We start from the raw sequence: 14808 nt of genomic DNA on the forward strand, positions 1-14808 counted from the left end.
CTGCCTGCACCATCATCACCCCTTCGTTTAGACCCTCAGATGTAGCAAATGGATATGGATAAAGATCGAATCATTCAAGAACTCCACAAAGGCGCAAAATCCTGGAATAACTGGCGTAAGCGCCACGCGGTTGGCGATTTGAACCTGGACGGTGTGGAGCTGACCGGGATGAAGTTTGATGATTTTGATTTCTCCAAAGTATCTATGTGCAATGCGCGCATCACCCAGTGCAGTTTTAAACACGCCGATTTGATTTTGGCCAACTTGCAAGGTGCCTATCTGCGAGACAATGATTTTTCCCATGCAAAATTGATTGCTGCAAACCTCTGCGGTTGTAACCTCAGTGGGTCAGTACTGTTTTTTGCCAATATGCTCACCGCCAACACACGCAACGCAAAGCTCGAAAATATTGATTTTCGCGGACACGACATCAGCGGCTTTATGCTGCGCGATGTTTCCCTGGCGGGCAGTAATCTCGAAGGGCAACAGCTCGCCAGGGTTGACCTGACGAACTCGAACCTGGAAGGTGTCAATCTCCAGGGTGCTGATTTAACCAAAGCCCTGTTGGTCAACGCGCAGTTAACCAACGCCGACTTACGCAGTGCTGTACTGGTGGGCGCGGTGTTCCGTTCGGCCAATGTCAGCGGAGTGGATTTCAGCAATATGGATTTGCAGGAGACAGACTTCAGCGGCGCGAACCTGGTGAACGCTGACCTGCGTGAGGCCAACCTGACCGGCACCAAGTTTGCGAATGCCAATATTACCGGCGCGCGTCTGTGGAAGATGACTTGCACGGGTTGGGATATCTCCAATATCGAATGCCATTACGCGTTTTGGGACAAATCGGGTAAAGAGAAAACCGTTTATCGCCAGCATGAGTTTGAACGGATCTTTGCGGATGCGATTACCATCGAGCTGCGTTATCCCTACCGCCTGATCGATCAGGAGCTAGCCACATTACCTATCTTTATTGACCATCTCGCGGCGGCTCATTGGGGCACCATTCTGCGCTTGAAATCCATTACCGACGTAGCGGGCGGTGCCTTGGTGAAATTTGTGGTGGAGGAGGTTGGCCCACACAACCCCACCGAACTGAAACTGCAATTGCAGGATGAAGCGGAGCGTATCCAGCTGGCGCAATTGGCCTTGCGTCGCGATGCAAAGCTGCATGTGCAACTGAAAGAAAAAATTGCCGCAATTCGCGAAGAGTTCTGGCCTCGCTTGCTGGAGCTGGCGGCTGACCATGAAAAGCAACAGGTGCGCAACCTCACCATTTTATTTATGGATTTGAAAGGCTTTTCAAAATGGGCCGATGATGAGTTATCTGAAAAACTGTCGCTGTTTCGTGGATTGGTCAAACCGATCCTGAAAAAATGGGAAGCCGGGCACCCCAATATGGAAGGGGATTCTCTTCGGGTTACCTTCAAGAATGTCACTGTCGGGCTTTCCTGTGCCTGCATGATTCGCAATGTATTAACCGCTGCAGGTTTTGAATTGCGCATTGGTGTGGAATTAGGTGAAGTGTCGGTGGTGCACAATGAAGTGACCGGTGTGCCCGATCTCGAAGGCGTGGCTGTCAGTATGGCGGCTCGCCTTGAAGCGGCGGCGGAACCGGGAGAAATCCTGGCAAGTCATAAAATCTACCATTACGGAAAGCGTAGCGGCCTGTTCAAATTTGTTCCGCGCCGCGTCGCCTTGAAAAAAGGCATTGGTGCGATCGAAGAAGGTGATCGTGTTGAATGCTTCGCTGTGGAGGCTGAAAAAGCCTTGTCCGACTTGCATTAGTCGTGGGCCACGCTGATGAATATGCTGCTTCCGCCAGAACCTCTGCTGTTCTGGCTGACCTTGATCCCAAGTCTCTTTTTGCTGGCAGCAGCGGTTATTTACGCTCCCTGGCGCCAGCTGGCGAGTTACCCATCCCGTCAACACCTGCTTTTTGCGAGCATACTTTTCCTTAGCCTGTTCTGGTTAATGCAGGTTTCCGTACAAGCCACCCTGGCATTTCACCCGATGCTGATGACGGTTGTCATGATGGTATTTGGCTGGAGTCTGGCATTGTTGATCGGTGCCGTCGCCTTGCTCGTTCTTGAGTTTTACCAGATTGCCTTTCGCAGCCTGACACTTGATTGGGATGTAGCATTAAATCAATTCGATTTACGCACATTTCCGGTGGATTTTTGTTTGGGTGTTGTCATACCGGTATGTTGGGCCTGGGCAGTGCTATGGTTGGTTAACCGTTGGCGTTTCAAAAATCCCTTTACCTATTTCCTGGGTATTGGCTTTTTTGGCGCCATGATCAGTTGTTTATTGATAGGTCTCGGCGCATTGTTGTTGTTTTCCATAACCGGAAGCGAACTTGCGCTTGCCAGCACGCGCGAACATTTTTTGGTGTTCGCACTGATGACTTTTCCCGAAGGTTTTATAAACGGTGCGTTGGCTACGTTGTTAACCGTCCTCTGGCCGGATATGGTAAAAACTTACCGTGATGATTGGTTTTTGCGGGATTAGACAAGCGTCATTTTTTATTTTCAACAAGGTATTTGTTATGGCATGGTTAAACACTGACTGGGAAAACGAACTTAATCAAGTGCAGGACAGAATCAACACCATCCTGGATGAAAAAGTTGAGCCTATGTTGGATAGAACAGTAGAAAAAGCAACCACAGAGATCACTACCGTGATTGCAAAAGCTGAATTCGAATTGCGTGACAACACGAATACTTTCCTGGCTGAGTTGGCCGCCCAACGACAGCAAATGGTCGTGGAGATGAAAGGCGTGATTCGTTATGCGGCCATTGCCGTTTTCCTGGTTGTGGTGGCATCGGTTCTGTTAATTAAATTTGTCGGCCTCGTGTAATCGAGGCGATCCAGATCCGATCTGGCCCGAATTCTGATCCCGGCTTTTTCAAAAACGCTACCCTCATTAATTGGCCGGGTGCTGTCTTTATCCATTGTGCGGGACCGCACACAGCAAGGCTCGCATATTCTTGTAGAACTCCTTTGAAATACGTCGAGACCGGGTCAGAGAAAATAGATCCCGGTTTGACGTACGTCCCTTCTTCAATTCCTTTTGCTTCATCGACGTCTTCTTGCCGCTTTTTAAAGGCACAAGTGAAATTTTTATTTAGGCGCACACCGTATGGACAAGGATTTTTGTGCCGCGCATGGCAGCAGAATCTCGTTGTCCCGGAAGGGCATCACAAAAAAATTTAAAAATTTTTACTTTATTATTTTTTTGTGACATTTTTATGACGAGTAGCGAAGTGGTGCTATGGATTTCATCTAAGGAGGTCGATATGCACATTACAGCGAAAGTCGCTTTTGAATGTATTGGCAGCGGTTTGCTTTCTTGTCCTCGTGTTGCAAAAGATTTTCTGTTTCTGCCTGATCGTATGCACCGCAGGTGTGTCCTGGGCGTGGCGGGTATGGGCTTGTTGCTTATCGGTTGTTTTATTGCTTATGCGTATGTGGAAAAGTATCAACTGACTGATAGCTTCTTATACGGTCAGGTCGAGTTTTCGTTTATTGATCGGGGTTATCCGGAAATCTTTGGTTATGCGCTAGAGCTATCGGCATCGGCACTGTTTTTATTGTTCGCGGTGGCACATCACAAAAAATCCTGGTTCGCCTGGTCTGCCATTATGTTTATTATTTTTCTCGATGATGCATTCAAGCTCCACGAATCCATCGGTCATGCTTACGTTGCCCTTTGGGGGCTGAATCCCGTGCCGGGGGATTTGTTGGGCTTTGCAACAACAGGGTTGTTTGCTGTTACATGTTGGGCGGTTGGTGTCACCACGATAACCACTCAAGAAGACTTTAGTGCCTATCTCTTGTTCAGCTTCTATTTTGCATTACTGATTTTCTTCGGTGTTGGCATCGATGCCTTGCACGGGTTATTCGGCGCAAATGTCTCGCAAACTGTCTTTACGCTGGCGGAGGATGGTGGTGAGCTTTTGATGACGGCGATGATTGCCTTGTCGGCATTGGGTATGTGGTTGCGTCAGAAGCATGCTGTTATCAATACTGGCCGTATGCCATTAAACTCGGCGGTATCGAAACTTTAAATTTTTATCGAGTGAAGCAAAGAACGTGGCTACCACGTTCTTTGCCTGAATCAGAATCCTTCCTGTTTTACTTATTCCTGATAATTCTCAATGCTCGGGCACGAGCAAATCAAATTACGATCCCCGTACACGTTGTCGATACGATTCACGCTCGGCCACACTTTGTGTTGCTTTAGCCAGGGTGCTGGTCGGCCAGCAATTTCACGACTGTAAGCACGAGTCCAGTTCTCATCCATGATGTCGTCTTGCGTATGAGGTGCGTTGTGCAGCGCGCTGGCGTCGGCGCTGATCTCACCGCTGGCAACCTGCGCAATTTCCTTGCGAATGGTGAGCATGGCTTCGATAAATTTATCCAGCTCAGCTTGCGATTCTGATTCAGTCGGCTCGATCATCAAGGTGCCTGCCACGGGAAAAGACATGGTGGGCGCATGGAAACCGAAATCCATCAAGCGCTTGGCGATATCTTCTTCGCTGATGCCGCTTGCTTCTTTCAAAGGGCGCAGATCCAGCAAGCATTCGTGAGCCACAAAACCATGGGTGCCCTTGTACAAAATCGGGTAATGATCGCCCAGTTTTTTCGCCACATAGTTAGCGTTGAGAATTGCGTACTCTGTGGCCTGGCGCATGCCGACTTTGCCCATCATGCGAATGTACATCCAGCTGATCGGCAGAATACTGGCTGAGCCCCAAGGCGCGGCAGAGATAGTACCGTTCGCTGTTTCTGTACCGGGCACATCCTGTACCGGATGCGAAGCCAGGAATGGCGCAAGGTGCTGGCCTACGCCGATCGGACCCATACCGGGGCCGCCACCGCCGTGAGGAATACAGAAGGTTTTGTGCAAGTTCAAGTGTGAGACATCGCCGCCGAATTTGCCTGGCGCCGCTACACCCACCAACGCGTTCATGTTGGCACCGTCGATATACACCTGGCCGCCGACCGCGTGGATCATGTCACACAGCTCGGTAATGCCTTCTTCAAATACACCGTGGGTGGACGGGTAGGTCACCATGATGCAGGCGATCTTTTCGCCGAAGGTGGCAATTTTCTCGCGCAGATCATCGAGATCCACGTTGCCTTTACCATCACAGGCTACGACCACCACTTTGTAACTGACCATTTGCGCCGAAGCCGGGTTGGTGCCGTGGGCGGATGCCGGAATCAGACAAATATCCCGCTCGGTTTCACCTTTGCTTTCAAAGTATTTTTTGATGGCCACCAGACCGGCGTACTCGCCTTGAGAACCCGCATTAGGCTGAAGACTGATGGCATCGTAGCCAGTGCAGGCTTTTAACATTTCCTGCAATTCTTCAAACAGCTGACGGTAACCTTGCGCTTGTTCCATGGGCGCGAAGGGGTGCATCTTGCCGAATTCCGGCCAGGTGACCGGGATCATTTCAGCAGTCGCGTTGAGCTTCATGGTGCAGGAGCCGAGCGGAATCATGGACTGGTTGAGCGCGATATCGCGCGATTCCAGGCGTTTAAGGTAGCGCAGCATCTCGGTTTCGCTGTGGTAGCTGTTGAACACCGGATGACTCAGGATAGCGTCGCTGCGCAACAAATCAGCGGGAACGGCTTTGCTGGCGGTAAGGTTTTTACCTTCAGCAATCTGACGATCCAGCCCGCGCAAGTCAGAGCCGCTAACGCCGAACACGGCCAACAGCGCTTCCAGGTCAGCCAGACTGGTGGTTTCGTTGAGGCTGATACCCAGCGCATTCTTACCCACCAGGCGCAAATTGATCTCGGCTTTGAGTGCGGCTTGGTAAATCGCCTTCTGGTTATCACCGACTTGCACAGTAATCGTGTCGAAGAACTGGTTGTTGGCAAGCCCGAAACCTTTGGCTTGCAATGCGGCGGCGGCAATCGCGGTTAAGCGGTGGATACGGTTGGCAATACGCTTCAAGCCGTCCGGCCCGTGATAAATCGCGTAGAACACGCTCATCACCGCCAGCAGCACTTGCGAGGTACAAATATTGGAGTTGGCCTTTTCGCGGCGAATATGTTGCTCGCGGGTTTGCATTGCCATACGCAGGGCTTGCTTGCCGCGCGCATCAATGGATACACCGATAATACGACCCGGTGCGGAACGTTTATAGGCATCGCGGAAAGCAAAGAAACCGGCATGGGGGCCGCCGAAACCCATGGGGATACCAAAACGTTGGTTAGTACCCACCACCACGTCCGCACCCATACTGCCGGGAGATTTCAATAGCATCAAGGCCATCAGGTCACTGGCGACGGTAATCAGGGTGTTCTGGCTATGGGCTGTCTCGATCAGGCCCGTGAGATCACGGATCTCGCCGCTGGAGCCTGGGTAAGAGAGTAAGGCCCCGAAGTAATCGCCATTTACTACTTCATCTGCCTTGGCCACGACCACCTCAAAACCGAAATGCTCGGCACGGGTTTTGACCACAGCAAGGGTTTGCGGATTGGTATCAGCATCCACAAAGAACACATCGGAACGGCTCTTTTTATTCTGGCGTTTACACATCGCCATGGCTTCGGCGGCTGCCGTGCCCTCGTCGAGCATGGAGGCGTTGGCCATCTCCATCCCGGTCAGGTCGATAATCATCTGTTGGTAATTCAGTAAGGCTTCCAGGCGGCCCTGGGCAATTTCCGGTTGATAAGGCGTGTAGGCGGTGTACCAGCCCGGATTTTCCAGTACGTTGCGCAGTACGACGTGGGGTGTATGCGTATCGTAATAGCCCATGCCGATGTAGCTTTTGAATACCCGGTTTTTGCTGGCGATGGCCTTGAGTTGTGCCAGGGCATCGGCTTCGGTTACCGCATCAGCCAAGGTCAGCTCCCCGGCGAGGCGGATTTTTTCCGGCACGGTCTTGTCGATCAGCTCGGCAACAGAGTCCACACCGAGCGTGGCCAGCATGCTGGCAGTTTGCTGTGCGTCAGGGCCGATATGGCGCTGGACAAACTCGTCGTGGTAAGCCAGTTGTGACAGGGAAGCTGAACGAAGATCAACGGACATAGGGCATCTCTTTAACGTGGGAACGGGGCAAAAAGGGCGGGGCAGGCGAGCCTGCTCAAAAAGGCGGCAATGGTACCAATTGGGGGACTTTTCGGCAATTGAGCGCAGTGCTGTTGGATGCAATTTGCCGGCAAGGTCACGCGGAATTTCGGCCAATCCCGCCGCGCAGAAATTTTCGGTTGCGAGTCTGGTATCATCGGTGGCAGATTGTTCGTCCCCGGCACACGCGAGCCGCCAATACACCCACATAAGAACAACCGTTAACCATGTATCACAACTTTTTCGGACTGAGTGAACAAGCCTTCTCCATCGCTGTGAATCCTCGTTATTTGTACATGAGCGATCAGCATCGCGAAGCGCTTGCCCATTTGCTGTACGGTATCCAGATCGGCGGCTTTGTGTTGCTGACCGGTGAAGTCGGCACCGGCAAGACCACAATCATTCGCTGCTTGCTGGAGCAAATGCCGGACAACACTGATATTGCGATCATCCTCAATCCCATGGCCAGTGCGCCGGAATTATTGTCGACTATCTGCGACGAACTGGGCGTGCGTTACATCGTTGATGGTTGGAGCACCAAAGATCTTACCGATGCGCTGCATCATTTCTTACTGGAAAACCATCGCAAAGGCCGCAAAACCGTTTTACTGATTGATGAAGCCCAACTGCTCAAGCCCACGGTGATGGAGCAGATTCGCTTGTTGACCAATTTGGAAACCACTACTGAAAAACTGCTGCAAATTATTCTGGTCGGTCAACCGGAATTAAAAAAATTGCTTGCCCGGCCTTCGTTGCGGCAATTGTCCCAGCGCATCACCGCGCGTTTTCACCTTGAAGCCTTATCCCTGGCCGAAACCCATGCGTACATTGCGCACCGTCTGCGCATTGCCGGTATGCCGGATAATCGCAATCCCTTTACTGATCCCATCGTAAAACGTATCCACACGTTCAGTGGAGGTATCCCGCGGTTGATCAACATTATCTGTGAGCGGATTTTGCTGGGTGCCTATGGCAAGAACCGCACGGTGATCGACAACGAAATCTTTGAACAGGCGGCGCTGGAGGTATCGGGCACCAAAGCGCACCTGACCACACCGAGCCGCCTGCCGGTTGTACAGGAAAAATGGTTTTATGCGCTGGCCGGCGTCGTGGCAACGAGCCTGTTGGTCGGCATTATCTGGCTATTGATGCCTGCATCATCGACGGCTCCTGTCAGTGAAGCCGTGGCCGCTGTGCCGGTAGCCAACAGCAGTGCAGCTGAATCTTCGGCAACGGCGTCGGCTGATGAACAGGCAAGTTCAGTCATTGAAAGCAGCGCCACTCAATCTGCCTCTTCCACTGCCGCGAAAGAAGATATTGTGTTCTGGACTCGCGATGAAGATCGCGCGCGCCAGGCTTTACTGGCTTATCTGGGCGCTGATGCGGGTACTGCATGTGCAGAGTCAGGCGAGGAAGGCTACGCCTGTGAAACCAGCAGCATGACGACCTGGAATGAGCTGCGTGAACTTAATCGCCCTGCCATCCTGACCCTGGTTACTGCAGATAGAAAGCTGGCTTATGTGCTGGTCATTGGTCTGGGGGAAGAAAATGCCCTGTTATTGCGTGACGGGACCGAATTTACTGTGCCCTGGAGCCGCATTGCCGAGTTGTGGAACGATGAGTTGACCTATGTCTGGTTCCGTCCGGCTGGCTTTGACACGCCGCTGATGAACGGTCAACGGGGTCCGGCGGTAAACTGGCTGGCGGATCAATTTGCCCGGCTCGACCGGCAGGATTCACCCCTGGCGCGCAACATCTACAACGAAAAACTGAAGAAACGCGTGGAATTATTTCAGGAAAGTCAGGGCATCAAACCTGACGGGATCGTGGGCGCGCAGACCTTGCGGCGGCTCAATGAAGTACTGGGCATCGATAAAGCCCTGATCACCCTGGAGGACCGCAGATCCAGCGCCTCCTCTCGTGCCGAGAGCGAATAACCACCATGTCATTGATTCTTGATGCACTGAACCGCGCGGACCGCGAACGTAAAAATTCGCAGCCTACGCCAGACATCAATACGGTCCACGAAGTCAGTTATCGGGCGGGCGGCACGTCGCTGCCGAAAGCATGGCTTATTGGCGGCGCCGTGTTGGTCGCCGTGGTGATTCTGCTCGTGTATCTCTTGCTTCAGGCGCGCCAGCAAGCGCCCGAGGTGACGCCTTCAGCGCCTGTTGCGCGCGAAGTCGCTGAACCGCCGGTGGCCGAGCCTCGAGCTCGGCGGGTTGAGACACCGCCGGCCGTTGCGCCTGTTAACCCGCAAGAGCCACCAGCCCGTCAACCGGCCACCGCCGGGAAACCATCCGAGGCGGTCCACTCCCTGTATGCCGAACCCAGCGCACCAGCGGTGGATGACAAGGTCAATGATCTTTACAAACCGGTGGAAGAACCGGCGGTGGTGGAGTCTGTGCCGGTACAGGTTCCGGCGGTGACCTCAGTGTCGCTGCTGGACAAGGTGCCCGCTGAAACCGCGACTAAAGAAATCCCGACGGCTAATAAGCCCGCAAGTGGGGCTACCAGAACCTATGACGCTATTCAAAACGCTCCGGATTTGCGCCAGCTTCCCTGGAGCGTGCAGCAGGAAATTCCCTCCATTATCTATTCCCAACACAACTTCACCGGCGACGGTGCGAGCAACGTGGTGTTGAATGGCCAGCCACGCCGTGTGGGCAACCAGGTGGGTGGGCAGTTGAACCTGGAGGAGATTTATGTCGATGGCATATTGCTCCGCTTTCGCGAACACCGTTTCAAACTGCGTGCCTTGAACAATTGGGTGAATATGTAGTGTCTGCCCGTCTTTTCCTCATTCTTTTCTCAGGCTTTAAGCATGTCTTATAGCGCCGTTTTTTTGGGTTTATGCCAGTTTCTGTTTATGGCCTCGGTTGCCGTGGGCATTAGCTTCAATGGCCTGGTCGGTGAGAACCTGGCGCCATCACCGGATCTGGCTACCTTGCCTTATTTATTTATCACCGCCAGTACTGCCGCGCTGACGCTGATATTGCCGCGGGTGTTTGCCACTCTGGGCTATCAGGGTGGTTTTATCGGCGGCGCACTGATGGGATTGATCGGCGGTTTGTTATCGGCATGGGCGGTCTGGCAAAGCTCGTTTGTCCTGTTTTGTGTGGCTGGACTGTTGATCGGCGTTTACCAGGCATCCGCACTTTATTACCGATTCGCGGCGGCAGATGGGGTTGCGGATTCACATAAAGGTACCGCTATCGCCTGGGTGTTAAGTGGCGGAATCCTGGCTGCGCTTTTTGGGCCGATGCTCGGCAGCTTCGGCCTTGATTTACTGGAGCGGGATTACGTCGGTTCTTACTTGCTCGTTGCCTTGTTGGCGCTGGCCGCGCTGCCAGTGATCTTATGCAGCCGTCTGCCAGCAAGGCAGATAGCGGACACGGCCCGCCCATCGATTCCATTGAGTGAACTCTTGCGTTATCCCCATATTAAGCCGGCCATGGTGTTCTGCGCGGGTGGTTACGCCATGATGATGCTGGTCATGTTGGCCAGCCCCTTGGCCATGCAGGGGTGTGGTTTTGGTGCGAAGGACGCTGCCAGTGTCATTCAATGGCACCTGTTGGGGATGTTTGCGCCTTCCCTGATAACCGGACGTTTTATCGGTCGCTATGGGCCGGAGCCGGTGGCACTGGTCGGCTGCCTGGTGCTGGCATTGGGCTGTGGTCTGGCATTGCTGGGGCAGGCGTTGGTGAACTTTCACATCGCCCTGTTGCTGGTTGGTATAGGCTGGAATTTGATGTACATGGGCGGCAGCACTTTGTTAACCCGTGTCCCCGATAGTTATATCCGGGGGCGATTGCAGGCCATCAACGAGTTTGCAACCTATGCCGTCATGACGGTGACAGCCGGCGTGACCGGCTGGATCTATCACCAATTGGGATGGCAGTTGCTGCTGATATCAGCCACTGCACTCTTGGTGGCGATTCTCTTCGTTATGCTGGTGCGTTTATGGCGCAGCCCTGTTGCGGCCGGATAACCGGTATAGTGAGCGTCGCCACCGCTGCGCTGTGTCGTCGACAAAGGCTGCTATATTTAGTGGGCTTCGGCGCTAAGGCAGAGCCCGCATGAATTAGATCCGGTAATCCGTCGACAGGATTTACCCCACACGATGCAACTGGCAAAACGCTTTGCCGCATTGACCCTTGAAGGTTCGGTATACAGATAGATGCAGATCGACATCCCTGGTTACAAAATTGTCAGCACGCTTGGCCAGGGTGGTATGGCGACGGTCTATCTGGCGATCCAGACCTGTTTTGAGCGCGAAGTAGCGCTCAAGGTCATGTCCCCCCACCTGTGCACAGATGCCACTTTTGGCGAGCGTTTCCTGCGCGAAGCGCGCATCGTCAGCCGGTTGATGCATCCCAATATTGTCACGGTTTACGATGTCGGTATTCACGAGGGGCTTTACTACCTTTCCATGGAGTATCTGCCGGGGCACGACCTCAAGCACAAGCGCTTTGAACTCAACCTGGCGCAATCGCTGAACGTCGTCAAGGATATTGCGCGGGCGCTGGATTACGCGGGCCGCAAAGGTTACGTCCACCGCGACGTGAAGCCAGAGAACATCATGTTGCTCGACGAGGATCATCGAGCGGTGTTGATGGACTTCGGTATCGCGCGCCCTTCGGACGTTGCCTCGGGGATGACCCAAACGGGCACGGCGATTGGCACACCCCATTACATGAGTCCGGAGCAGGCCAAAGGGCTTTCGGTGGACAGCAGGGCGGACCTCTATAGCCTGGGGGTGGTGCTGTTTGTGCTGCTGGCCGGTCACGTTCCTTTTGATGCGGATTCAGCGGTTGTGGTGGGTATCAAGCATGTATCGGAGGCGATCCCTCGCTTGCCTGACCACTTACAGGTATTCCAGCCGATCATCGACCGGGTGATGGCGAAAGACCCGGAAGAGCGTTACCAAACCGGTAGTGAATTAATTGCTGACCTCGACTCCATCACCAGTACCCAGATCCTGGCGGCGATGCGCGCAGAGGATTCGGTGCTTGATGTCCCTGGCAGTGATGAGTTGTCGCCGACCATGATCAACCCGCCACCGATGCTGACCGGTGAGCAGATTGTTATTCACCCGAATACGGCGCTGGCTGACGCTCCGCCGACTATCGAAAGCTACAGCGAGCCGGTATCAACAGCGCCGGATGCCGATGACCTGGCCGCCGAAAGCCTGGCACAACCTCACTCAAGCTTTTCTATTAGCGAAGAAGAACGCGCCGAGCATCACCATTACACCGAAGTGGAGCCTGCAGCCCAGTCCAGTAGCTGGGTTGGGTTTGTGTTTCTGTTATTAATTATCGGCGGGGTATTTTATTTTCGCAGCGACCTGCGCCTTTACTGGCAGGACTACGCCAAGCCGGCCTTGGGTTTTGAATCCGAGGCGCCCGCCGGAGATGGAGCCGAGTCAAGTATTGCGCTGTCGAGTGCTGCCACATCCCCGGCGATTCAGGAACAGTCTTTGGTACCTGCACCCCAGGGAAACCCGACGGAGCCAAGGATGAGCTCTTCTGTGCCGGACCTGTTACAGCAAGCTCAGGAGATGCGCGCGCAACTGACCAGCAACCCTGACCTTGCCGCCGATTTAGCCATCATCTACCGCGCCGCCATGGTGGGTACTGATCCCGTCCAACAAGCGGGTGGGCGCGAAGGGCTGGAGGAGCTGCAACATTTTTATGCCGCCAGCATTATCGGCGAACTGGATGCAAATGACCTGGATACTGCGCGAGCTTATGCCGACGCGGCGCGATCCGTCTTTGATGAGCCTGAGCGTAATCTGGCGTTGCTTGATGCGCTGGGTCGGCTGGCCCAGCGGGATTCTGTCGTCAATCGTTTACAACAAGCTCAACAGTATCTGCGTGACGGTGAGCTGGACGAACCGGCCGGGGCAAATGCGCTGGACATTTATCGCGCTGTATTAACGGAAGATCCCGCCAACAGTGAAGCCCGGGCCGGCATTCTCGCTGTGGCGCAACGTTTCGGCCAACTGGCACAAGATGAAGCGAAGAGGGGCGCAACGACTAAAGCCTTGGCATTGCTGGACAAAGGTCTGGCCCTGGCTCCCTCAGACGCTGGATTGCTCCAGCAACAGGCGCAGTTACGCGAAGTGCAGCAGGAGCGTCGAGCGCGTGAGCAAACGCTGCTCAGGAAAGCTGAATCGCAGCATATGGCAGGGCGGGTACTCCAACCCTCCGGTGACAATGCCTATGAAACCTATCGCGAAATCCTGGATGGTGACAGCTCGAACCAGGCCGCATTAGCGGGTCTTGCCAGTATTGAGCAGACCTTGGTCAATAATATTCAGGGGTTGATCGAACGCCATCGTCTATTGGATGCCCAGAGCGCCATCGCCAGCGCACGCGAGCGCTTTCCCCGCAGCCAAACGTTGCTCGCTTTAAAAGTCCGCGCCGAACAACTGCTTGAACAGAATCAACCGACGATCAGCCATTTGATCATCAGTAATCGGGAAATAACGGACATTCAGCAAGCACAAACCGAGACGGTAGCGGCTGATCGGGTAATCTACATCGGCTTCGAGTATCAGAATTTCAAAGAAGGTACTTCGGTGCTGCAAGCCGTGCTATATGATGGCGCGCGCAGCTTGCAGTTGGCACAGGTCCCGGTGATTGTCAGCGGTAGCCAGGGCATTCAATATTTTCGTATTGAGCAACCCGTTTCGGGATTTTCTGAGGGCGGTTACCAGGTCGATCTGATGCTGGACAACCAAACCCTGAAAACCACCCGGTTCAGCATCAAGAAATAACATCTCCTATAATCAGTGCTCCCGCTGAACCGGCACAATAATCAGAGGCATCCTCATGAAATCACTGCATATCCCGCTGTTGTTTGCGGCCTCATTCCTGGCGGCGTGCCAAGTGCAGCCCGATATCCAGCAGATCAAGGACCAGAATCGCCAATTGAGTAGCGATCTGCAGCAAGCAAATGCGAATATCGCGCAGATGAAAGAACAAGAGCTACATTTGCGCGAGGAACTCGCTGAGCTTAATCGGGTTAACGACGTACTGGGTGTGGAAAAAATGTCGCGTATCGAGGAGTCTTCGGTATTACGCAGCCAGGTGCGCCGCTTCGTACAAAGCCAAATCGATGCCTATAAAGACTTTATGGTGCAGGGTGGGCTGCTGGATTATGTCGGCGGCGAGTTGGTTGAGCGCAGCACGCTTGACGAGCAACCTTTGCTGCTGGTGGACCTGGCTAATCCCATCCCCGCATCCGGCACTTTGACAGGCGTAGGCGGTTACTTTGCCAGACCGGGCACGTTCAGTGTGAAAGTCCTGCGGCCGGTGGATGACGAGTTGGTAGTCATCTGGGACAGCAATCCGCTGCAGGTTTTTCAAACGGGTATCAATCAATTGAATTTTACGGTCAGCGTGGTAGTAGAAGCGGGGGATGTCATCGCTTACCATTTTGCTGAAGGTGTTATGGCGAGTTTTGATGAAGGAACCGGCGATACCCGTTTCCAAACCGAAGCGGTGAAGCTTGGCGAATTACTCAAACCTGCCTCGCTGTCCGGTGAGAAACGCAAACGGGCATATTCGCTGGGCGTTTACGGTTTGTTGAACTGAATACAGACACGGTTATCACTCACCGGGTATTTTATTCGATATAGTTGGCAGTTGTTAAAACTCTCTTTGCATTAACAGGGAGCCTTTGAATGTTGTGCGCTGGTTATACAGGTCATTGTT

At 53.5% G+C, this 14808-nt stretch carries 10 protein-coding genes; 9 read left to right on the plus strand and 1 reads right to left on the minus strand.

Going from position 1 to position 14808, the window contains the following annotated elements:
* Positions 1-48: 48 nt before the first annotated feature.
* From CBR65_RS00180 to CBR65_RS00195, 4 genes are all read left to right on the plus strand, one after another.
* On the plus strand, positions 49-1785 hold the full coding sequence (locus tag CBR65_RS00180; RefSeq protein WP_232461286.1) for a pentapeptide repeat-containing protein: 1737 nt from the start codon (positions 49-51) through the stop codon (positions 1783-1785).
* Between the two features lie 15 nt (positions 1786-1800).
* On the plus strand, positions 1801-2508 hold the full coding sequence (locus CBR65_RS00185; RefSeq protein WP_087464985.1) for a hypothetical protein: 708 nt from the start codon (positions 1801-1803) through the stop codon (positions 2506-2508).
* 37 nt (positions 2509-2545) lie between these two features.
* Positions 2546-2857 carry a hypothetical protein gene (locus CBR65_RS00190; RefSeq protein WP_087464986.1) on the plus strand — a complete coding sequence of 104 codons (312 nt, stop codon included), beginning with the start codon at positions 2546-2548 and terminating at the stop codon, positions 2855-2857.
* Positions 2858-3164: 307 nt separating this feature from the next.
* Entirely contained in the window at positions 3165-4067 is a 903-nt protein-coding gene (locus tag CBR65_RS00195) for a hypothetical protein (protein WP_157671927.1), read from the plus strand.
* Between the two features lie 71 nt (positions 4068-4138).
* Here CBR65_RS00195 and gcvP read toward each other — a convergent pair whose 3' ends face one another.
* Complete coding sequence (gcvP, locus tag CBR65_RS00200; RefSeq protein WP_087468844.1) at positions 4139-7048, minus strand: aminomethyl-transferring glycine dehydrogenase; 2910 nt, start codon at positions 7046-7048, stop codon at positions 4139-4141.
* A gap of 266 nt (positions 7049-7314) precedes the next feature.
* Between gcvP and CBR65_RS00205 the strand changes: the two genes are divergently transcribed.
* The 5 genes from CBR65_RS00205 (at position 7315) to CBR65_RS00225 (ending at position 14688) form a co-directional block, all read left to right on the plus strand.
* The gene (locus CBR65_RS00205) at positions 7315-9024 is read left to right on the plus strand and encodes an ExeA family protein (protein WP_087464988.1); all 1710 of its coding nucleotides are present in this window, start codon (positions 7315-7317) and stop codon (positions 9022-9024) included.
* A 5-nt stretch (positions 9025-9029) separates the two neighbouring features.
* A complete protein-coding gene (locus CBR65_RS00210; RefSeq protein ID WP_087464989.1) occupies positions 9030-9869 on the plus strand; it encodes a general secretion pathway protein GspB in 840 nt (279 codons plus the stop codon).
* 42 nt (positions 9870-9911) lie between these two features.
* Positions 9912-11078, plus strand: a complete 1167-nt coding sequence (locus CBR65_RS00215; protein ID WP_087464990.1) for an MFS transporter — start codon at positions 9912-9914, stop codon at positions 11076-11078.
* Positions 11079-11267: 189 nt separating this feature from the next.
* A complete protein-coding gene (locus CBR65_RS00220) occupies positions 11268-13868 on the plus strand; it encodes a serine/threonine-protein kinase (protein ID WP_087464991.1) in 2601 nt (866 codons plus the stop codon).
* Between the two features lie 55 nt (positions 13869-13923).
* Positions 13924-14688, plus strand: a complete 765-nt coding sequence (locus CBR65_RS00225) for a hypothetical protein (protein ID WP_087464992.1) — start codon at positions 13924-13926, stop codon at positions 14686-14688.
* Positions 14689-14808: the final 120 nt, after the last annotated feature.

Origin of the sequence: Cellvibrio sp. PSBB006, assembly GCF_002162135.1 — a bacterium.
GTDB lineage: Bacteria > Pseudomonadota > Gammaproteobacteria > Pseudomonadales > Cellvibrionaceae > Cellvibrio.